The 19,960-nt window shown below is 68.6% G+C and carries 21 protein-coding genes; 16 read left to right on the plus strand and 5 right to left on the minus strand.

Annotation, left to right across the window (positions count from 1 at the left end):
* Positions 1–61: 61 nt before the first annotated feature.
* From AC3WLY_RS20660 to AC3WLY_RS20670, 3 genes are all read right to left on the minus strand, one after another.
* The gene (locus AC3WLY_RS20660) at positions 62–1,036 is read right to left on the minus strand and encodes a quinone oxidoreductase family protein (protein ID WP_492310005.1); all 975 of its coding nucleotides are present in this window, start codon (positions 1,034–1,036) and stop codon (positions 62–64) included.
* 176 nt (positions 1,037–1,212) lie between these two features.
* Positions 1,213–1,605, minus strand: coding sequence for a methylglyoxal synthase (locus tag AC3WLY_RS20665; protein WP_059583666.1), 393 nt, complete (start codon positions 1,603–1,605; stop codon positions 1,213–1,215).
* Between the two features lie 55 nt (positions 1,606–1,660).
* Positions 1,661–2,440, minus strand: coding sequence for an SDR family oxidoreductase (locus tag AC3WLY_RS20670; protein ID WP_072440755.1), 780 nt, complete (start codon positions 2,438–2,440; stop codon positions 1,661–1,663).
* A gap of 209 nt (positions 2,441–2,649) precedes the next feature.
* On the opposite strand from AC3WLY_RS20670, the gene upp reads away from it, so the two are divergent.
* From upp to AC3WLY_RS20735, 13 genes are all read left to right on the plus strand, one after another.
* The gene (upp, locus tag AC3WLY_RS20675) at positions 2,650–3,300 is read left to right on the plus strand and encodes a uracil phosphoribosyltransferase (protein WP_034184848.1); all 651 of its coding nucleotides are present in this window, start codon (positions 2,650–2,652) and stop codon (positions 3,298–3,300) included.
* Positions 3,301–3,521: 221 nt separating this feature from the next.
* Entirely contained in the window at positions 3,522–4,250 is a 729-nt protein-coding gene (locus AC3WLY_RS20680) for a YebC/PmpR family DNA-binding transcriptional regulator (RefSeq protein WP_492310004.1), read from the plus strand.
* Between the two features lie 104 nt (positions 4,251–4,354).
* Entirely contained in the window at positions 4,355–5,635 is a 1,281-nt protein-coding gene (gene purD / locus AC3WLY_RS20685; protein WP_034184846.1) for a phosphoribosylamine--glycine ligase, read from the plus strand.
* 116 nt (positions 5,636–5,751) lie between these two features.
* Positions 5,752–6,675, plus strand: a complete 924-nt coding sequence (hemF, locus tag AC3WLY_RS20690; RefSeq protein ID WP_492310003.1) for an oxygen-dependent coproporphyrinogen oxidase — start codon at positions 5,752–5,754, stop codon at positions 6,673–6,675.
* Entirely contained in the window at positions 6,666–7,418 is a 753-nt protein-coding gene (locus tag AC3WLY_RS20695) for a nicotinate-nucleotide adenylyltransferase (RefSeq protein ID WP_492310020.1), read from the plus strand. The genes hemF and AC3WLY_RS20695 overlap by 10 nt, the downstream gene beginning before the upstream one ends.
* 4 nt (positions 7,419–7,422) lie before the next feature.
* A complete protein-coding gene (rsfS, locus tag AC3WLY_RS20700) occupies positions 7,423–7,872 on the plus strand; it encodes a ribosome silencing factor (RefSeq protein WP_034184843.1) in 450 nt (149 codons plus the stop codon).
* A 19-nt stretch (positions 7,873–7,891) separates the two neighbouring features.
* On the plus strand, positions 7,892–8,362 hold the full coding sequence (rlmH, locus tag AC3WLY_RS20705) for a 23S rRNA (pseudouridine(1915)-N(3))-methyltransferase RlmH (protein WP_006484265.1): 471 nt from the start codon (positions 7,892–7,894) through the stop codon (positions 8,360–8,362).
* A gap of 51 nt (positions 8,363–8,413) precedes the next feature.
* Positions 8,414–9,046, plus strand: a complete 633-nt coding sequence (locus tag AC3WLY_RS20710; protein WP_175962864.1) for a Maf family protein — start codon at positions 8,414–8,416, stop codon at positions 9,044–9,046.
* 8 nt (positions 9,047–9,054) lie between these two features.
* A complete protein-coding gene (rng, locus tag AC3WLY_RS20715) occupies positions 9,055–10,524 on the plus strand; it encodes a ribonuclease G (RefSeq protein WP_072440765.1) in 1,470 nt (489 codons plus the stop codon).
* A gap of 126 nt (positions 10,525–10,650) precedes the next feature.
* Positions 10,651–10,986 (plus strand): YggL 50S ribosome-binding family protein, encoded by a 336-nt coding sequence (locus tag AC3WLY_RS20720; RefSeq protein ID WP_034184839.1) that lies wholly within the window; start codon positions 10,651–10,653, stop codon positions 10,984–10,986.
* A gap of 393 nt (positions 10,987–11,379) precedes the next feature.
* Positions 11,380–12,348 carry a PRC-barrel domain-containing protein gene (locus tag AC3WLY_RS20725; RefSeq protein WP_175962863.1) on the plus strand — a complete coding sequence of 323 codons (969 nt, stop codon included), beginning with the start codon at positions 11,380–11,382 and terminating at the stop codon, positions 12,346–12,348.
* Positions 12,345–13,604 (plus strand): MFS transporter, encoded by a 1,260-nt coding sequence (locus AC3WLY_RS20730; protein ID WP_492310002.1) that lies wholly within the window; start codon positions 12,345–12,347, stop codon positions 13,602–13,604. The genes AC3WLY_RS20725 and AC3WLY_RS20730 overlap by 4 nt, the downstream gene beginning before the upstream one ends.
* Before the next feature lie 41 nt (positions 13,605–13,645).
* The gene (locus AC3WLY_RS20735) at positions 13,646–14,212 is read left to right on the plus strand and encodes an FUSC family protein (protein ID WP_034184836.1); all 567 of its coding nucleotides are present in this window, start codon (positions 13,646–13,648) and stop codon (positions 14,210–14,212) included.
* Positions 14,213–14,260: 48 nt separating this feature from the next.
* Here AC3WLY_RS20735 and AC3WLY_RS20740 read toward each other — a convergent pair whose 3' ends face one another.
* Both AC3WLY_RS20740 and msbA read right to left on the minus strand, forming a co-directional pair.
* A complete protein-coding gene (locus AC3WLY_RS20740) occupies positions 14,261–14,644 on the minus strand; it encodes an RcnB family protein (RefSeq protein WP_492310001.1) in 384 nt (127 codons plus the stop codon).
* A gap of 92 nt (positions 14,645–14,736) precedes the next feature.
* The gene (gene msbA, locus AC3WLY_RS20745) at positions 14,737–16,488 is read right to left on the minus strand and encodes a lipid A export permease/ATP-binding protein MsbA (protein WP_244137381.1); all 1,752 of its coding nucleotides are present in this window, start codon (positions 16,486–16,488) and stop codon (positions 14,737–14,739) included.
* Between the two features lie 225 nt (positions 16,489–16,713).
* Here msbA and AC3WLY_RS20750 point away from each other — a divergent pair, with 225 nt between their 5' ends.
* The 3 genes from AC3WLY_RS20750 to AC3WLY_RS20760 all read left to right on the plus strand — a co-directional run bounded on the left by AC3WLY_RS20750 (position 16,714) and on the right by AC3WLY_RS20760 (position 19,854).
* Positions 16,714–17,466 carry a glycosyltransferase family 2 protein gene (locus AC3WLY_RS20750; RefSeq protein WP_175962859.1) on the plus strand — a complete coding sequence of 251 codons (753 nt, stop codon included), beginning with the start codon at positions 16,714–16,716 and terminating at the stop codon, positions 17,464–17,466.
* Between the two features lie 132 nt (positions 17,467–17,598).
* Positions 17,599–18,441 carry a glycosyltransferase family 2 protein gene (locus AC3WLY_RS20755; RefSeq protein ID WP_105390997.1) on the plus strand — a complete coding sequence of 281 codons (843 nt, stop codon included), beginning with the start codon at positions 17,599–17,601 and terminating at the stop codon, positions 18,439–18,441.
* Between the two features lie 132 nt (positions 18,442–18,573).
* Positions 18,574–19,854, plus strand: coding sequence for an O-antigen ligase family protein (locus AC3WLY_RS20760; RefSeq protein WP_175962858.1), 1,281 nt, complete (start codon positions 18,574–18,576; stop codon positions 19,852–19,854).
* The last annotated feature ends 106 nt before the right edge of the window (positions 19,855–19,960 follow it).

Raw genomic sequence — 19,960 nt, forward strand, 5'->3', positions numbered from 1 at the left:
CGGCGCCGCAGCGCCGCCCGCGAAGGCGCGTGCCGGCGTGGCGCCGGCACGAAAGGAACGGTCAGGGAACGAGGATCGTCGAGCCGGTGGTCTTGCGCGCTTCGAGATCTTCATGCGCGCGGCCGACTTCCGCGAGCGGATAGCGCTGGTTGATGCTCGCCTTCACCTTGCCCGACAGGATCACGTCGAACAGCTCGGCGGCCGCGGCTTCGAGATCGGCGCGCTTCGCGATGTACGAGAACAGCGTCGGCCGCGTGAAGAACAGCGAGCCGCGCGACGAGAACTCCTTCGAGTCGATCGGCGGCAGCGGGCCCGACGCGTTGCCGAAGCTGACGAACATCCCGAGCGGCGCGAGGCTGTCGAGCGAGCCGATGTAGGTGTCCTTGCCGATCGAATCGTAGACGACCGGCACGCCCGCGCCGTTCGTGATCTCCTTCACGCGCTGCGTGAAGTTCTCGCGCGTGTAGACGACCGGGTGGTCGCAGCCGTGCGCCTTCGCCAGCTCGGCTTTCTCGTCGGAGCCGACCGTCCCGATCACGGTCGCGCCGAGCGCCTTCGCCCACTGGCACACGAGCAGGCCGACGCCGCCGGCCGCCGCGTGGATCAGGATCGTGTCGCCGGCCTTCACCGGATACGTGCGGCGCAGCAGGTAGTGCGCGGTCAGGCCTTGCAGCATCACCGACGCCGCGTCGTCGTAGCTGATGCCGTCCGGCAGCTTCACGAGCCGCTCGGCCGGCATCACGCGCTCCTGCGCATACGCGCCCGGCGGCTGGCCGACATAGGCGACGCGGTCGCCGACCTCGAGCGCGCTCACGCCGTCGCCGACGGCCGTCACCTCGCCCGCCGCCTCCATCCCGAGGCCGCCGGGCAGCGGCTGCGGATAGAGGCCCGTGCGGAAATACACGTCGATGTAGTTGAGCCCGACCGCGTGCTGCCGGATGCGGACTTCGCCCGCCTTCGGCACGCCGACCTCGACATCGACCCACTTCATCACGTCCGGGCCGCCTGGCTGGTCGTATCGGATTGCTTTCGGCATCGTTTCGCTCCTCGTCTGTCAATCGGTCAGGAAAAATCCGGGTCGCCGATGCGCGGGTCGGCCGATTCATGCGGGAACCGGGCGGCAGGTGCGCGTCGCGACGCACGATTCTCGCGCGTCGCGGCCGTCCATGCATGGCCCTGCCGCCGGCATGGGCAATCGGGCGCAGCAAGCGCCTAGCAAACGTCCTGCATGTTCCGCGCCAGATCGTCGAGCAGCATCCGCGCGGTCGCGACGTTGGTCGCGACCGGCACGTCGTGCACGTCGCATGCGCGCACGAGCGCGGTGATGTCGGGGTCGTGCGGCTGCGCGGTCATCGGGTCGCGCAGGAACACGACGAGGTCGACGCGGCCGTCGGCCAGTTCCGCGCCGATCTGCAGGTCGCCGCCGAGCGGTCCCGACAGCTTGCGCTCGACCTCCAGCCCGTGCGCGGCCGCGATGCGGCCGCCCGTCGTGCCCGTCGCGACCAGCCGGCATTGCGCGAGCGTCTCGCGAAATTGACCCGCGAGCGCGACGATCTCGTCCTTCTTCGCGTCGTGCGCAATCAATGCGATGCGGGGTTTGCTCATCTCCGGTTCCTTCGTCGTTTGGTTTTTGTCGTGATCGTGATTTGGCGAGTGCGCGTCAGAACGTGCCCGGATACGCGCCGCCGTCGAGCAGCCAGTTCTGCCCGGTGATATAGCCGGCATGCACGCTGCACAGGAACGCGCACGCTGCGCCGAACTCCTCGCGCGTGCCGAGTCGGCCGGCCGGGATGTCCTTCGTGCGCCGCGCGCGCATTTCGTCGACCGTCACGCCCTGCGCCTGCGCCGACGCGGCGAGCGTGGTCGCGATCCGGTCGGTGTCGAACAGCCCCGGCAGCAGGCTGTTGATCGTCACGCCCTGGCCGGCGACCTTGCGCGACAGCCCAGCGACGAAGCCGGTCAGCCCCGAGCGCGCGCCGTTCGACAGCGCGAGCACGTCGATCGGCGCCTTCACGGCCGAACTCGTGATGTTGACGATCCGGCCGAAGCCGCGCGCGATCATCCCGTCGATGGTCGCGCGGATCAGCTCGATCGGCGTCAGCATGTTCGACTCGAGCGCGCGGATCCAGTCGTCGTGCGAGAAGTCGCGGAAGTCGCCGGGCGGTGGCCCGCCCGCATTGTTCACAAGAATGTCCGGCTGCGGGCACGCGGCGAGCGCGGCCGCGCGCCCGTCCGGCGTCGTGATGTCGCACGCGACCGCCGTGACCGACACGCCGGACGCCGCGCGGATCGCGTCGGCGGTGGCGTCGAGCGTGTCGCGCGTGCGCGCGACGATCACGAGGTTCACGCCCTCGGCGGCCAGCGCTTCCGCGCAGCCGCGCCCGAGGCCCTTACTTGCCGCGCACACGAGCGCGGTCTTTCCTGCGATGCCGAGATCCATCGTCGATTCCCTGGTGGCGACGCGCGCCGGTGCGGCCCCGTGTCGCGCCGGTAGGCGGGCGAACGGGCGAGCGCGGCACGCGGATTGTCGTGAGACGTCGATAATATCCGGATCATGCGACGCGCCTTGGTAAAATTGCGGCCATGAGCGGCGGCCGGCCTGGCGCCGCCGTCGCCCCGATCCCCTTTTGCCGCCAAGGCGCCCCCGTCATGAAACAGGACAGCCGTTTCCCGAATCTCTTCATCCTCGATCACCCGCTGATCCAGCACAAGCTCACCCACATGCGCGACAAGGACACGTCGACGCGCACGTTCCGCGAGCTGCTGCGCGAAATCACGCTGCTGATGGGCTATGAGATCACCCGCAACCTGCCGATCACGACCAGACGGGTCGAAACCCCGCTCGTCGAGGTCGACGCGCCCGTGATCGCGGGCAAGAAGCTCGCGATCGTGCCCGTGCTGCGCGCGGGCATCGGGATGTCGGACGGCCTGCTCGACCTGGTCCCGTCCGCGCGCGTCGGCCACATCGGCGTGTACCGCGCCGAGGACCACCGCCCGGTCGAATACCTCGTGCGCCTGCCCGACCTCGAGGACCGCATCTTCATCCTGTGCGACCCGATGGTCGCGACCGGCTATTCGGCCGTGCATGCGGTCGACGTGCTCAAGCGCCGCAACGTGCCGGCCGCGAACATCATGTTCGTCGCGCTCGTCGCCGCGCCCGAGGGCGTGCAGGTGTTCCAGGACGCGCACCCGGACGTGAAGCTGTATGTGGCTTCGCTCGACTCGCACCTGAACGAGCACGCGTACATCGTGCCGGGCCTCGGCGACGCGGGCGACCGCCTGTTCGGCACCAAGAACTGACGTGCCTGCACGGCCGCGCGGCACGCCGTCGGGTACCCCGCGGCAGCCTGCCCGGCCGTTCGGCCATGCGCGGCGGCCCCGATCCGACGGTCGCCGCGTGATAAAATCTCGATCCACTCGACACGCGCGGCCCCGCGGCTTCATGCCCGCCGAAACGGCCGCCGATTCAACGACACATTGGCACAATCGCCCGCGCAGCGCGCCCGGGCACGGAGAAAGGTATGGCTGGTCATTCGAAATGGGCCAACATCAAGCATAAGAAGGCAGCGGCCGACGCGAAGCGCGGCAAGATCTGGACCCGCCTGATCAAGGAAATCCAGGTCGCGGCCCGCCTCGGCGGCGGCGACGTCGGCTCGAACCCGCGCCTGCGTCTCGCGGTCGACAAGGCGGCCGACGCGAACATGCCGAAGGACAACGTCAAGCGCGCGATCGATCGCGGCGTCGGCGGTGCGGACGGCGCGAACTACGAGGAAATCCGTTACGAAGGCTACGGCATCAGCGGCGCGGCGATCATCGTCGATACGCTGACCGACAACCGCACCCGCACGGTCGCGGAAGTCCGCCACGCGTTCTCGAAGTTCGGCGGCAACATGGGCACCGACGGCTCGGTCGCGTTCATGTTCGATCACGTCGGCCAGTTCCTGTTCGCGCCCGGCACGTCGGAAGACGCGCTGATGGAAGCCGCGCTCGAAGCCGGCGCGAACGACGTGAACACGAACGACGACGGCTCGATCGAAGTGCTGTGCGACTGGCAGGAATTCTCGAAGGTGAAGGACGCGCTCGAAGCTGCCGGCTTCAAGGCCGAACTCGCCGAAGTGACGATGAAGCCGCAAAACGAAGTCGAATTCACCGGCGACGACGCGGCCAAGATGCAGAAGCTCCTGGACGCGCTCGAGAACCTCGACGACGTGCAGGACGTGTATACGAACGCCGTCATCGTCGAGGAATGAGATGCCGGCCGCCGTGCTCCTGTCGCGGCGGCGGCCCGACCGAATCCGCGGCCGGCGCGCCTGAGCGTGCCGGCCGCCCTGTTTTCTAGTCTGCGGGGAATCCCATGAAACTACTCGTCGTCGGTTCCGGCGGCCGCGAACATGCACTGGCGTGGAAGCTCGCGCAGTCGCCGCGCGTCCAGATGGTCTACGTCGCACCCGGCAATGGCGGTACGGCGCAGGACGAGCGTCTGAAGAACGTCGACATCACGTCGCTCGACGAACTCGCCGATTTCGCGGAAAGCGAAGGCGTCGCGTTCACGCTCGTCGGGCCGGAAGCGCCGCTCGCGGCCGGCATCGTCAACCTGTTCCGCGCGCGCGGCCTGAAGGTGTTCGGCCCGACCCGCGAAGCCGCGCAGCTCGAAAGCTCGAAGGATTTCGCGAAGGCGTTCATGAAGCGTCACGGCATCCCGACGGCCGACTACGAAACCTTCTCCGATGCCGCAGCAGCCCATGCTTACATCGACGCGAAGGGTGCGCCGATCGTCGTGAAGGCCGACGGCCTCGCGGCCGGCAAGGGCGTCGTCGTCGCGATGACGCTCGAAGAGGCGCATGCCGCCGTCGACATGATGCTGTCGGGCAACAAGCTTGGAGACGCCGGCGCGCGCGTCGTGATCGAGGAATTCCTCGACGGCGAGGAAGCGAGCTTCATCGTGATGGTCGACGGCAAGCATGCGCTGGCGCTGGCTTCCAGCCAGGACCACAAGCGCCTGCTCGACGAGGACCGCGGCCCGAACACCGGCGGCATGGGCGCGTATTCGCCCGCGCCGATCGTCACGCCGCAGATGCACGCACGCGTGATGCGCGAAATCATCATGCCGACCGTGCGCGGGATGGAGAAGGACGGCATCCGCTTCACCGGCTTCCTGTATGCGGGCCTGATGATCGACAAGGAAGGCAATCCGCGCACGCTCGAGTTCAACTGCCGAATGGGCGACCCGGAAACGCAGCCGATCATGGCGCGCCTGAAGAGCGATTTCTCGAAGGTCGTCGAGCAGGCGATCGCGGGCACGCTCGACACGGTCGAGCTCGACTGGGACCGCCGCACCGCGCTCGGCGTCGTGCTGGCCGCGCACGGCTACCCGGACGCGCCGCGCAAGGGCGACCGCATCAACGGGATCCCGGCCGAGACCGAACAGGCCGTCACGTTCCATGCGGGCACGACGCTCGGCGATGGCGACAAGCTCGTGACGTCCGGCGGCCGCGTGCTGTGCGTGGTCGGCCTCGCCGATTCGGTGCGCGAAGCGCAGCAGCATGCGTACGACACGATCAACCAGATCAATTTCGAAGGCATGCAGTACCGCCGCGACATCGGTTTCCGCGCGCTCAACCGCAAGAGCGTGTGACGATCGCAACCGCCGCCCCGCCCTCGCGCGGCGGCCTCTCTGCCGGGGTTCGATAGAATGCCCGGCAGATGCCTTTTTTACGGCCCCCGCTTCGGGCGGGGGCACCCAGTCCAGACATGACCGATTCGACCTACGACGTGGCGCGCGTGCGCACGTACCTCCAGGGCCTGCAGGCACGCATCGCCGACGCGCTCGGCGCGCTCGACGGCACGCCGCTCGCGACCGACGCCTGGCAGCGCGGGCTGGCCGAGCGCCTGCGCGGCGGCGGCTGCACGCGGATTCTCGAAGGCGGCCGCGTGTTCGAGCGCGCGGGAATCGGCTTTTCCGACGTCGCGGGCGACGCGCTGCCGCCGTCGGCGAGCGCGGCGCGCCCGCAGCTCGCGGGCCGCGGCTTCGAGGCGCTCGGCGTGTCGCTCGTGCTGCACCCGCGCAATCCGTACTGCCCGACCGTGCACATGAACGTGCGGATGCTGATCGCGACGAAACCGGGCGAGGATCCCGTGTTCTGGTTCGGCGGCGGCATGGATCTGACACCGGTTTACGGTTTCGAGGACGACGCGCGCCATTTCCACCAGACCTGCAAGGATGCGCTCGACCCGTTCGGCGCCGAGCTCTACCCGCGCTTCAAGAAATGGTGCGACGAGTATTTCTTCCTGAAGCACCGCAACGAGATGCGCGGCATCGGCGGGATCTTCTTCGACGATTTCTCCGAGCCCGGTTTCGAACGTTCGTTTGACATGATGCAAAGCGTCGGCGATGCGTTCCTGCAGGCCTACCTGCCGATCGTCGAGCGCCGCGCCGACCTGCCGTACGGCGAGCGCGAGCGCGACTTCCAGGCCTACCGCCGCGGCCGTTACGTCGAATTCAACCTCGTGTTCGACCGTGGCACGCTGTTCGGCCTGCAAAGCGGCGGCCGGACCGAGTCGATCCTGATGTCGATGCCGCCGGTCGCGAACTGGCGCTACAACTGGCAGCCCGAACCGGGAACGCCTGAAGCACGCCTGTACAGCGACTTCATCGTGCCGCGCGACTGGGTCTGAGCCCGCGCGCCCCCCCGCTGCCACAAGAAAAGGACGCGTTTCTGGACACCACCGCCCGCCCCGCCCCGCTGCCGCGTCGTATCGGCTTGCTGGGCGGCACTTTCGACCCGATCCACGACGGCCATCTCGCGCTCGCGCGCCGGTTCGCCGAGCTGCTCGGCCTGACCGAGCTCGTGCTGCTGCCCGCCGGGCAGCCGTACCAGAAACGCGACGTGTCGGCCGCCGAGCATCGGCTCGCGATGACGCGCGCGGCCGCGGATTCGCTCGTGCTGCCGGGCGTGACCGTGACCGTCGCGACCGACGAGATCGAGCACGCCGGCCCGACCTACACGGTCGACACGCTCGCGCGCTGGCGCGAGCGGATCGGCCCCGACGCGTCGCTGTCGCTGCTGATCGGCGCCGACCAGCTCGTGCGCCTCGATACGTGGCGCGACTGGCGCAAGCTGTTCGACTACGCGCACATCTGCGCGTCGACGCGCCCGGGCTTCGAGCTCGGCGCGGCGCCGCCGGAGGTTGCGCAGGAAATCACCGCGCGGCAGGCCGGCGCCGACGTGCTGAAGGCCACGCCGGCCGGCCGCCTGCTGATCGACACGACCCTCGCGTTCGACATCGCCGCGACCGACATCCGCGCGCACCTGCGCGAATGCATCGCGCGCCATGCGCAAATGCCCGACGCATCGGCCGAACATGTACCGGCCGCCGTATGGGCCTATATTCTTCAACATCGCCTCTACCACACCTGATTCCATGGATATTCGCAAACTGCAGCGCGTGATCGTCGACGCCCTCGAAGACGTCAAGGCGCAAGACATCAAGGTGTTCAACACCAGCCACCTGACCGAACTGTTCGACCGCGTGGTCGTCGCATCGGGCACCTCCAACCGCCAGACCAAGGCCCTCGCATCGAGCGTGCGCGACAAGGTCAAGGAAGCCGGCGGCGACATCGTCAGCTCCGAGGGCGAGGAAACCGGCGAATGGGTGCTGGTCGACTGCGGCGACGCCGTCGTGCACATCCTGCAGCCGGCCCTGCGCCAGTACTACAACCTCGAGGAAATCTGGGGCGACAAACCCGTGCGGATGAAACTCGGCGGCGGCAAGGGCCAGAATGGCTTCGCGACGGCCAGCGAAGACGACGAAGACGAGGAAGAAGCCGCGCCGGCCCGCCCGGCACGCAAGACGGCCGCCCGCCGCCGTTAAGTCGTCACGAATCGTCCCGATGAAGCTTTTCATTCTCGCGGTCGGCCACAAGATGCCGGGCTGGATCGCATCCGGCTTCGACGAATACACGAAGCGGATGCCGCCCGAGCTGCGCATCGAGCTGCGCGAGATCAAGCCCGAACTGCGTTCGGGCGGCCGCAGCGCCGAAAGCGTGATGGCAGCCGAGCGGCAGAAGATCGAGGCCGCGCTGCCGAAGGGCGCACGCCTCGTCGCGCTCGACGAGCGCGGCCGCGACTGGACCACGATGCAGCTCGCGCAGGCGCTGCCCGGCTGGCAGCAGGACGGCCGCGACGTCGCGTTCGTGATCGGCGGCGCAGACGGGCTCGATCCGGAACTGAAAGCACGCGCCGACGTGCTGCTGCGCATCTCGAGCATGACGCTGCCGCACGGGATGGTGCGCGTGCTGCTCGCCGAACAGCTTTACCGGGCGTGGAGCATCACGCAGAATCACCCCTACCACCGCGCATGACGTGTCGTCCTCGAGACGCGCGCCGCGCGCGCCCACCGAGATAACGACACCATGCCGTCCAGCACGTCCCCCGCGCTTTTCCCGATCCTTTACCTCGCTTCGCAAAGCCCGCGCCGCCAGGAGCTGCTGCAGCAGATCGGTGTACGCTTCGAGTTGCTGCTGCCGCGCCCCGACGAAGACGCCGAGGCGCTCGAAGCCGAACTGCCCGGCGAAGCCGCCGATACGTACGTGCGGCGCGTGACCGTCGCGAAGGCCGAAGCCGCGCGTGCGCGCCTCGTCGCGAGCGGCAAGCCGGCCGCGCCGGTGCTGGTTGCCGATACGACCGTCACGATCGACAACGCGATCCTCGGCAAGCCGGCCGACGCCGATGACGCGCTCGCGATGCTGACGCGCCTCGCGGGCCGCGAACACGAAGTCCTGACCGCCGTCGCCGTGATCGACGCGCGCGGCGAACTGCTGCCGCCCGCACTGTCGCGCTCGTCGGTGCGCTTCGCGGCGGCATCGCGCGACGCATACGCGCGCTACGTCGAAACGGGCGAGCCGTTCGGCAAGGCCGGCGCGTACGCGATCCAGGGGCGCGCGGCCGAATTCATCGAGCGGATCGACGGTTCCCATTCGGGTATCATGGGTCTGCCCCTTTTTGAGACCGCGGCGCTGTTGCGTGCCGCGCGTGTCGCCTTCTGAATCCCACCATGAACGAAGAAATCCTGATCAACCTCACGCCGCAGGAAACGCGGGTCGCACTCGTCCAGCAAGGCGCGGTGCAGGAGCTTCACGTCGAGCGCACGCTGTCGCGCGGGCGGGTCGGCAACATCTATCTCGGCAAGGTCGTGCGCGTGCTGCCCGGCATGCAGTCGGCGTTCATCGACATCGGCCTCGAGCGCGCGGCGTTCCTGCACGTGGCCGACATCTGGCATCCGCGCCTCGCGGGCGAGCCGCAGTCGAACACGCCGCACCAGCCGATCGAGAAGACCGTGTTCGAAGGCCAGACGCTGATGGTCCAGGTAATCAAGGATCCGATCGGCACGAAGGGCGCACGGCTGTCGACGCAGGTCAGCATCGCGGGCCGCACGCTCGTCTACCTGCCGCAGGAACCGCATATCGGCATCTCGCAGAAGATCGAGAGCGAGGCCGAGCGCGAGGCCGTGCGCGCGCGCCTGACGGCCGTGATCCCGCCGGACGAGAAAGGCGGCTACATCGTGCGCACGATCGCCGAGGATGCGACCTCCGACGAGCTGGCCGGCGACGTCGCCTACCTGCGCAAGACATGGGCGACGATCGTCGCGCAGGCGCAGCGGCTGCCGGCGACGAGCCTGCTGTACCAGGATCTCGATCTCGCACAGCGCGTGCTGCGCGATTTCGCGAACGACGACACGACGCGCATCCAGGTCGATTCGCGCGAGACGTACCAGCGCCTCGCGGAATTCGCGGCCGAGTTCACGCCGGCCGTGAGCCCGAAGCTGCACCACTACACGGGCGAGCGGCCGCTGTTCGACCTGTACAACATCGAGACGGAGATCCAGCGCGCGCTGTCGCGCCGCGTCGACCTGAAGTCGGGCGGCTACCTGATGATCGACCAGACCGAGGCGATGACGACGATCGACGTGAACACCGGCGGTTATGTCGGCGCACGCAACTTCGACGACACGATCTTCAAGACCAACCTCGAGGCCGCGCACACGATCGCGCGGCAACTGCGGCTGCGCAACCTCGGCGGGATCATCATCATCGACTTCATCGACATGGAGAACGCCGAGCATCGCGACGCGGTGCTGTCCGAGCTGAAGAAGGCGCTGTCGCGCGACCGCACGCGCGTGACGGTCAATACTTTCTCGCAGCTCGGGCTCGTCGAGATGACGCGCAAGCGCACGCGCGAATCGCTCGCGCACGTGCTGTGCGAGCCCTGCCCGACCTGCCAGGGCAAGGGCCAGGTGAAGACCTCGCGCACCGTGTGCTACGACATCCTGCGCGAGATCCTGCGCGAATCGCGGCAGTTCAACCCGCGCGAATTCCGCGTGATCGCCGCGCAGCAGGTGATCGATTTGTTCCTCGACGAGGAATCGCAGCATCTCGCGATGCTGATCGACTTCATCGGCAAGCCGGTGTCGCTGCAGGTTGAATCGAATCTGAGCCAGGAGCAGTACGATATCGTGCTGATGTAAGGTTCCGTCCATCCGCCGCCGGCATCGCCGCGCGGCGCTTCGATGCGGCGCCCGGGCCGCTCGCGCATCCCGCGCCAGCGCCCGCCGCCGCCCTTTCACTTACCCTTTTCGCATTCATCACGCACCATGAGCCAAGGCCACAACCGCCGTCAGCGCAAGAAACTCCACATCGGCGAATTCCAGGAACTCGCGTTCAACGCGACCGCGCATTACCGCAACGAGATGACCGACCTCGAACGCGGCGAACTGATCGACGCGTTCATCGACTTCGTCGAAGCGAACGGGCTGCTGACCGTCGCGTCCGCGGACGAAGGCATCGGCGCCTATGTGATCTCCGGCGCACCGCGCGGCACGACGACCGACGCCGATCGCGAGATCGTGCGCGGCTGGCTGGCCGCACGGCCGGAACTGACCGACGTCAAGGTCAGCGAATTCACCGATGCGTGGTATCCGGACGCCTGACTTTCCGGTTTCGCCCTGCATCGGGCAGCGCCCGCGCCGGCCCGCCATGACGGCGGGCCAGGCCGGCGCCTGTATGCCCCGCCTTCTCTTCAGCCTCCCTTACCCGTCTCCCGACACCCGCGCAACCGGCACCGGCTCGCACGATTCACGCCGTGTCGACCGTGACTACCCCCGATCAGGCGCCGCGGCCGCATCCTCGACCGTCGTTCGGCGTCCCACGCCCCGCCCCCGATCCCTTCCTTTTCCCGACAGTCCGCCTCCAATCGGCCATCGAAATCGGTCCTGAAAGCAAGACACGTTAAACTCTCACCTCGCGTGGTGCGCCGCCCGCACCCGCCATCCATCGCCAGCCGCGTGCCCTCGGGCCGCCCCCGACCCATGGAGTGAGTGTCAATGAGCGGCGGACTTCCGTTTCCCGCATCCCGCAAGTCGTTTCCGTCGTCGACGGTCTTCCTGATTCTCGCCGCCGCCGTGCTGCTGTCCGGCTGCGGGCTGCTGCCGACCCAGAATCCGCCCGCGCCGATCAGCGAGGCGCTCGTCGAGCCCGTCGAGGAAACCGCCGGCGAGCCGCTGACGATGCCGCCCGTGCCGGCGCCGACGCAGCCGGAGGAACCGGAAGCGCCGAAGAAGCCGCACCGCGAGGTGACGCGGCCGAAGCCGGTACAGCGCCCCGAATCGCCGACGCCGCCCCCGCCGCCGCCCGCGCCGCTCGTCGCGACGCGCGTGCTCGACCGCACCCAGATCCATGCGCTGCTCGACAGCGAAGTCGCGCGCCGCAACGGCAAGGTGATCGGCCGCGCGATCGACATGGTGACCGACGCGAACGGCAAACCGCGCGAGATGATCGTCAACCTGCAGGGCTTCATGGGCGTCGGCGACCGCAAGGTCATCTTCCCGTGGAACGTGTTCCGCTTTACGCCGGGCGGCAAACAGGAGCCGATCGTGCTCGACGTGCCGTCGGGCGACCTGCCGCCCGCCGCGCGGCCGAAGGCCGTGCCGCTGTCGGGCTCCGCCGCGGCATCGCCCGCGACGCGGCTGCCGATGCTCGACAGCGATGTCGAGCGCCCGAACGGCACGAAGATCGGCCGCGTCGTCGACGTGCTGATCGACCGCGCCGCGCAACCGCAGGCCGTCGTGCTCGACCTCGGCGGGCTCGTCAATACCGACCGCCGCTCGATCGCCGCGAACTGGGCCGCGCTGCGCTTCGTCACGCGCGACAAGGCGCTGCATCCGCAGCTCGACCTGAACGACGCGCAGATCAAGGCGTCGCCGCCCTACGCGGCCGACAAGCCGATCGTCGCGGTCTCGCCGCCGCCCCCTGCCGCCCCCGCGCCGGCTTCGTCTGCGAGTGCCACCCGATGACGATCAAGCATTCCGTCAGCGTTCGCAGTCTGCGGTCTCTCGACTGGCTCAACTTTTTCGTTGCAAACGTTCAAACCGGGTTCGGTCCGTTCATCGCGTCCTACCTCGCGTCGCACAAGTGGACGCAGGGCGAGATCGGCATGGTGCTGTCGATCGGCACGATCAGCGCGATGGTCAGCCAGGTGCCGGGCGGCGCGGCCGTCGATGCGCTGAAGAACAAGAAAGGCGCGGCCGCGTGGGCGATCGCGGCCATCATCCTGTCCGCGGTGCTGCTCGCGTCGAGCCCGACGATCGTGCCGGTGATCGCCGCCGAGGTGTTCCACGGGTTCGCGAGCTGCATGCTCGTGCCGGCAATGGCCGCGATCTCGTTCTCGCTGGTCGGCCGCGCCGACCTCGGCGACCGGCTCGGCCGCAACGCGCGCTGGGCGTCGATCGGCAGCGCGGTCGCGGCGGGCCTGATGGGGCTCACCGGCGAATACTTCTCCGCGCGCGCGGTGTTCTGGCTGACCGCGGTGCTGGCGCTGCCCGCGCTGTTCGCGCTCGCGATGATCCAGCCGACGCACGAGGTGATTCCGCAGTCGTCGAAGCCCGACGATCACGACGAAGGCGAGCACCGCGAAACGCTGCTCGAACTGCTGCGCGACCGCCGGATGCTGATCTTCGCGGCGTGCGTCGTGCTGTTCCACCTGTCGAACGCGGCAATGCTGAACCTCGCGGCCGGCGAAGTCACGGCCGGGATGGGCGAGAACGTGCAGCTCGTGATCGCCGCGTGCATCATCGTGCCGCAGGCGATCGTCGCGATGCTGTCGCCGTGGGTCGGCCGCTCCGCGCAACGCTGGGGGCGCCGGCCGATCCTGCTGCTCGGCTTCTCCGCGCTGCCGGTGCGCGCGCTGCTGTTCGCCGGCGTGAGCAGCCCGTACCTGCTCGTGCCCGTACAGATGCTCGACGGCATCAGCGCGGCCGTGTTCGGCGTGATGCTGCCGCTGATCGCGGCCGACGTCGCGGGCGGCAAGGGCCGCTATAACCTGTGTATCGGGCTCTTCGGGCTCGCGGCCGGGATCGGCGCGACGCTCAGCACGGCCGCGGCCGGCTACGTCGCCGATCACTTCGGCAACACGGTCAGCTTCTTCGGGCTCGCGGGCGCGGGTGCGCTCGCGGTGCTGCTGGTCTGGCTCGCGATGCCCGAAACGCGCGTCGAGAACGGCGACGCAGCGGCCGACGAGCCGGCCGCCGCATCGCCCGAACAGGCGCATTGAGGGCGGCGCGCCGCCGTTACCCGCTTCTTGGCCAACTCATGATGGATACGATCAGGACACTCAACGAAGCCCGCCAGCAGATCCAGCAGTCGGTCTTCGATCTGTTCAAGGGGCTGACCTTCGGCGAGCGTTTCGTGCAAGGCGTGCTGATGGCCATCCAGGCCGTGTGCGGCGCGTGCCTCGCGTACACGATCGGACGTGCGCTGCACACCGAGCAGGCCGTGTGGGCGGCGGTCACCGCGATCGCCGTCACGCAGCACAACTACTCGGACACGATGTCGCTGTCGCGCGACCAGTTCGTCGGCGCGATGATCGGCGGCGTGCTCGGCTTCGCGGGCGCCGCGCTCGGCGGCGATCGCCTCGTCGCCTATGCGCTCGCGGTCGCGCTCACGATCGTCTGCTGCTGGTGCCTGAACGTCGGCAGCGCGGCACGGCTCGGCGGCGTGACCGCGACGATCGTGCTGCTGTTTCCGGGCAACGGCCCGCTGTGGGACATTCCGTTGATGCGGCTCGGCGAGGTGACGCTCGGCACCGTATGTGCGCTCGGCGTGTGCTGGGGGATGTCGAGAATCGAGCGGCGCTGGTTCCGCCGCGCGGCGGCAAAGTGACGCGGCTGCCGGGCGCGGGCCCGGCAACCGGATAAACGGCGGGAAACGTTACTCGCCGATCTGCAGCACGATGCCCGAGCCGATCTGAACGAGCAGGTGATCGCCGCCCACGCCGACCCAGTGATAGCCGCGCGGCGGCGGGCTCAGGTGGTAGCCGCGCCAGTCGTCGATCACGTACTGGCGGTCGCGGAATTCGCTGGGCAGCCGGTCGCCCTTGTGCCAGTCGCGGCGCGGCTGGTCGGCCCAGCGCGGCGGCACGTCGTCCTCGCGGTGCATCGCCTGGCCGGGCGGCATGTGTTTCGGGCCATGGCCGCGATGCATGCCGCGGTTGTCATGGTCGTCGAAGTTGCCGTGATCCTGCGCCATCGCGGCCGGCGCGGCGAAACCCGCCGCGATCAGCGCGGCCAGCATCATGCAGTGCATCTTCTTCATCGTGCCTTCCCTCCGTGTTGTCACGTCGTAGCAAACGACCGGGCCTGCCCAATCAAGACTAGCACACCGGTTTGACGCGAACGGAACGCGCGTCACGCCGCCTGCTGCTGGTACTGGATCCGGTGCAGGTGCGCGTAGAGGCCGCCGTGGCGCAGCAGTTCGTCGTGGCTGCCCTCTTCGACGATCTTGCCGGCCTCGAGCACGAGGATGCGGTCCGCACGCTCGATCGTCGACAGCCGGTGCGCGATCACGAGCGTCGTGCGGCCTTCCATCAGCCGTTCGAGCGCGGCCTGCACGTGGCGCTCCGATTCCGAATCGAGCGCCGACGTCGCTTCGTCGAGGATCAGGATCGGCGCGTCCTTGTAGATCGCGCGCGCGATCGCGAGCCGCTGGCGCTGGCCGCCGGACAGCCGCATCCCGTTGCCGCCGACGAGCGTGTCGAGCCCGTCGGGCATCGCGGCAACCGCGTCGGCGAGGTTCGCGGCCTCGAGCGCGGCCTGCACGCGCGCGCGGTCGGGCGTCTGCCCGTATGCGACGTTCGCGGCGATCGTGTCGTTGAACAGCACGACGTCCTGGCTGACCATGGCCATCTGGCTGCGCAGCGCGTGGAGGTCGTAGTCGGCAACCGGCACGCCGTCGACCAGGATCGCACCGTCCGTCGGGTCAAAGAAGCGCGGCAGCAGGTTCACGAGCGTGGTCTTGCCGCTGCCGGACGGGCCGGCGAGCGCGATCATTTCGCCCGGCGCGACCTTGAACGAAATGCGGTCGAGCGTCGGCCGCTCGGCCGCGCCGTAGTCGAACGACACGCCGCGGAACTCGATCTCGCCGCGCGCGTGCGGCAGCAGCCGCCCGCCGCCCTGCGGCTCGGCCGGCTCGTCGATCAGCCCGAAGATCAGCTCGGCCGCCGTCATCCCGCGCTGCAGCGGCTGGTTGACGTCGATCAGGTGCTTGAGCGGAGAAATCACCAGCAGCATCGACGTGACGAACGCGACGAAGCCGCCGACCGTCGTCTGGTCGTTGGTCGACTGCACGACCGCGATCGTGATCACGACCGCGAGCGCGATCGACGCGAGGAACTGCGTGAGCGGCTGCGCGAGACCGCCCGAGATCGTCATGCGCATCGCGTAGCCGCGCAGGCGCTTGCTCATCGACGCGAAGCGGTCCATCTCGTACGCTTCGCCGTTGTGCACCTTGACGACCTTGTAGCCGCCGACCGTCTCCTCGACGATGTACGACAGTTCGTTGGTCAGCGTCTGGTGCTCGCGGTTCAGGCGGCGCAGGCGGCGGTTGATCTTGCTGACGAGCCAGCCGATGCCGGGCAGGATCACCGCGACGATCAGCGTGAGCCGCCAGTTCAGGTAGAACAGGTAGCCGAGCAGGAAGATCACCGTCAGCGAATCGCGCACGAGCGTGACCATCACGCCCGTCAGCACCGACAGGATCTGGTTGACCTCGAACACGATCGCGTTGATCACCGTGCTCGCGGTTTCGCGCTGGAAGAACGACGCGCCGGTATGGATCATCCGCTGGAACATCTCGAGCCGCAGTTGCAGCAGGATGCGGTTCGAAACGTAGTTGAGCAGGTAATTCGATGCGTACTGCGATACGCCACGCACGAGCGCGAGGCCGATCACCGCGATCGGCACGTACCATTTCGCGCGGTCGCTGCCGTGCACGCCGAAACCGTGGTCGAGCAGCGGCTTGAGCAGCGCCGGAATGCCGGCTTCGGTGGCCGCGACGACGCCCATCGTCATCACGGCGAGCACCACGATGCCGATGAGCGGCCGGATGTACGGCCACAGGCGCTTCAGGACCGTGACCGGCGAGGTGCCGGTGCCGTCCATCGGTTTGCGGAGAGTGTTCTGGGTTTCCAAGGCAATCCTTCTTGAGCCGCGATGCGGCGCCCGGCGCGTGGCCGCCCGGGATTTCGCCCCTGTCGGGCGGGTGCCGAAAAGGGCTCAACATTATAGCCGCACCGCCCTCGCCGGCACGGTCATGGCCGATGCGGCCGGCGGCCGGGCCGCGGGTATACTGCCGCTCACCGTTTTCTCCGCCTTTCCGACGATTTCATGGCTGAACCCTCCCTCGGCGTCGCCCTCATCGCCCTCAACGCGTCCGCGCGGCTCGCCCAGTGCCTCGATGCGCTGTCGTTCGCCGACGATGTCGTCGTCATCGACGGCGGCAGCACCGACGATACCGTCGCGATCGCGCAGGCGCACGGCGCGCGCGTGATCGTCGAGCGCGACTGGCCGGGCTTCGGCCCGCAGAAGAACCGCGCGCTCGACGCGCTCGGCACCGACTGGATCCTGTCGCTCGATACCGACGAAATCGTCAGCCCGGAGCTCGCGCAGTCGATCCGCGACGCGATCCGCGCGCCGGCCGCGCAGGTCTATGCGCTGGACCGGCTGTCGAGCTTCTGCGGCCAGTGGATCCATCACAGCGGCTGGTATCCGGACTGGGTGCCGCGCCTGTTCCGGCGCGGCGCCGCGCGTTTCTCGGACGATCTCGTGCACGAGCGCCTCGTGTTCGATACCGCCGCGCAGCGCCTGCCCGGCAAGCTGATGCACTACTCGTACGAGGATTTCGAAACCGTCGTGCGCAAGCTCGACGCGTATTCGACGGCCGGCGCGCGCCAGCGCCGCGCGGCCGGCCAGCGCGGCGGCTTCGGCAAGGCGCTCGCGCGCGGCGCCTGGGCGTTCGTGCGCACCTACGTGCTGCGGCGCGGGTTCCTCGACGGCCGCGCGGGCTTCATGATCGCCGTGTTCAACGCGGAAACCGTTTATTACCGCTTCCTGAAGCTCGGCCACGAACCGGCGCGCTGAGCGCCCGCCCCTGCGCGCCGCCGGCAAGCGGCCGGCCCGGCGTTACAATGCCGGGCTGCCCGCGCCGCGCGTGCCCGCCCAGACGGCTGCACCGCGCGCCGCCCGCCACGACGACCACCGAATCCGACCGCCATGTTCTCCATCATCATCCCGACCTGGAACAACCTGCCGTACCTCAAGCTCGTCGTCGACAGCCTGCGCCGCCACTCCGCGTACGATCACCAGATCATCGTGCACGTGAACGACGGCTCGGACGGCACGCTCGACTGGGTGCGCAGCGAAGGGATCGAGCACACCGCGTCGCCGACCAACATCGGCATCTGCCATGCGGTGAACCTGGCCGCCGCGCGCGCGACGCGCGACTACGTCGTCTACATGAACGACGACATGTTCTGCTGCCCCGGCTGGGACGCGGCGCTCGTGCGCCGCATCGAACAGATGCCGACCGACCTCTTCATGCTGTCGGGCACGATGATCGAGCCGGTCGACACGCGCAACCCGTGCGTCGTCGTCAGCAATTTCGGCCGCGATGCCGAGCATTTCGACGCGGCGGGCCTCGTCGAAGCGACCCCGCGGCTCGCGCGCGCGGACTGGCTCGGTTCGACCTGGCCGCCGACGCTCGTGCACCGCGACTGGTGGAACCGCATCGGCGGCTACAGCAGCGAGTTGTCGCCCGGCATGAGCAGCGACAACGACTTCTCGATGAAATTCTGGGACGCCGGCTGCCGGATCTTCCTCGGTGTCGGCGACAGCCTCGTCTACCACTTCCAGCAGAAGAGCACGGGCAAGATCGTCAAGAACGACGGCCGCCGCCAGTTCCTGAACAAATGGGGCATGACCCAGGCGACGTTCGACCGCTACTACCTGCATCGCGGCGAGCCGGCCGGCACGCGCATCGCGCTCGACACGCCGGCAGTTGCTGGGCGCCTGAAGCGCGCGCTGCTGCGCTCGCGGATCAAGCGCGCGTTCAGCTGATCGGGCCCCTAAAACGGCACAGAAACGCTGCCTGCTTCGCGTATACTGCGCCGTTCGTCCCGGAGCTCCCGCCGGGACGCGCGGCGCGAGCACGATGTCCGCAAGCCGCATTCGTCCATTCGACAGGTTCCGATGCTTTCGTTTTCCGCTCCCGCCACGCGGCGCCTGACCGCCGCCCGTGCATTCGCCGTCGCCGCGCTCTGCATGGTGCCCGTCTCGACCGCGCTGACCAACGTCTTCTGCGGGCTGTTCGCCGCCGCGCTCGTGATCTCCCCCGAATTCTGGCGCGACCTGCGCTCGTTCGTGACCGACCCGGCTTCGCTCGCGGCGCTGCTGATCCTCGCTGCGCTGACTGCCAGCGTCGCGTATACGGTCGCACCGCACAACAAGGCGTGGAACTGGGTCGCCAAGTACGACAAGCTGCTGCTGCTGCCCTTCGCCGTGCTCGCGTTCCGTCATTCGAACTGGGCGCCGATCGTGCGGCGCTGCTGGTTCGGCACGTTGTGCGTGATCCTGCTGCTGTCGACGACCAACTATCTCGGGCTGACCGCGATCGGGCCCGCGCACGCGACCGATCTGCCGCTGTCGCGCGCCTGGGTGTTCAAGAACCACATCGCCGCCGGCATGTTCGGCGCGCTGCTGTTCTATCAGGCGGCCGATCTTGCGCTTGCCGCCCGCACGGCGCTGTCCCGCACCGCGTATGCGGGCGTCGCCGCGTGGTCGCTCGTCAACGTGTTCGTGATGCTGCAGGGACGCACGGGGCAGGTCATCGCGCTGCTGCTGATCCTCGTCGTCGCCGTGCGTTTCGTGCTGTTGCTGCGCCGGCAATCGGCGCTGCGCGCGGGGCTCGCCGCCGGCGTGCTCGTCCTGTTCGGCGTCGCGCTCGTCGTCGCCGCGTGCACGGTTCACAACGGCCGGCTCGTGAAGGTCGTGACGGAAGTGCAGCAATACCGGCAGAGCGACGCGGCCACGTCGACCGGGTTGCGCCTCGAGTGGTACAAGAAGGGGCTCGAGCTGTTTCGTCACCGCCCGGTGATCGGTTACGGTGCAGGCGGCCTCGAATCCGAATTCGAGAAGCTCACGGCCGGCAAGACGGCCGCCGAAGGCCAGCTCACGTCGAACCCGCACAACGAATACCTGCTGATGGCCGTGCAGCTCGGCTCGCTCGGCGTGCTGCTGTTCATCAACCTGATCGTGCAGATCGCGCGCGGCAGCCGCACGCTCGATCCGCGCTCGCGGCACTTGCTGCTCGCATGGCTCGCGATCTTCACGATCGGCAGCCTCGCGAATTCGCTGCTGCTCGATTTCGCCGAAGGGCACCTGATCGTGCTGCTGGCCGGCATCCTGCTCGGTTGCGGCGCGAGCGGCGAGGCGCTGCCGCGCGAGACGTCGGCGATCCGGCGCAGCGCGTAACGCGCAACGGCATCCGCGCTGCCGCCAGCCGGCTTCGGCGGCAGCGGAGGCCTGCCGTCAAGGCGAGCGGGCTGCACGGCTCGCCGCGAAACAAGCCGCCTGCAAC

Source organism: Burkholderia sp. FW306-1C-G01B (genome assembly GCF_058781685.1).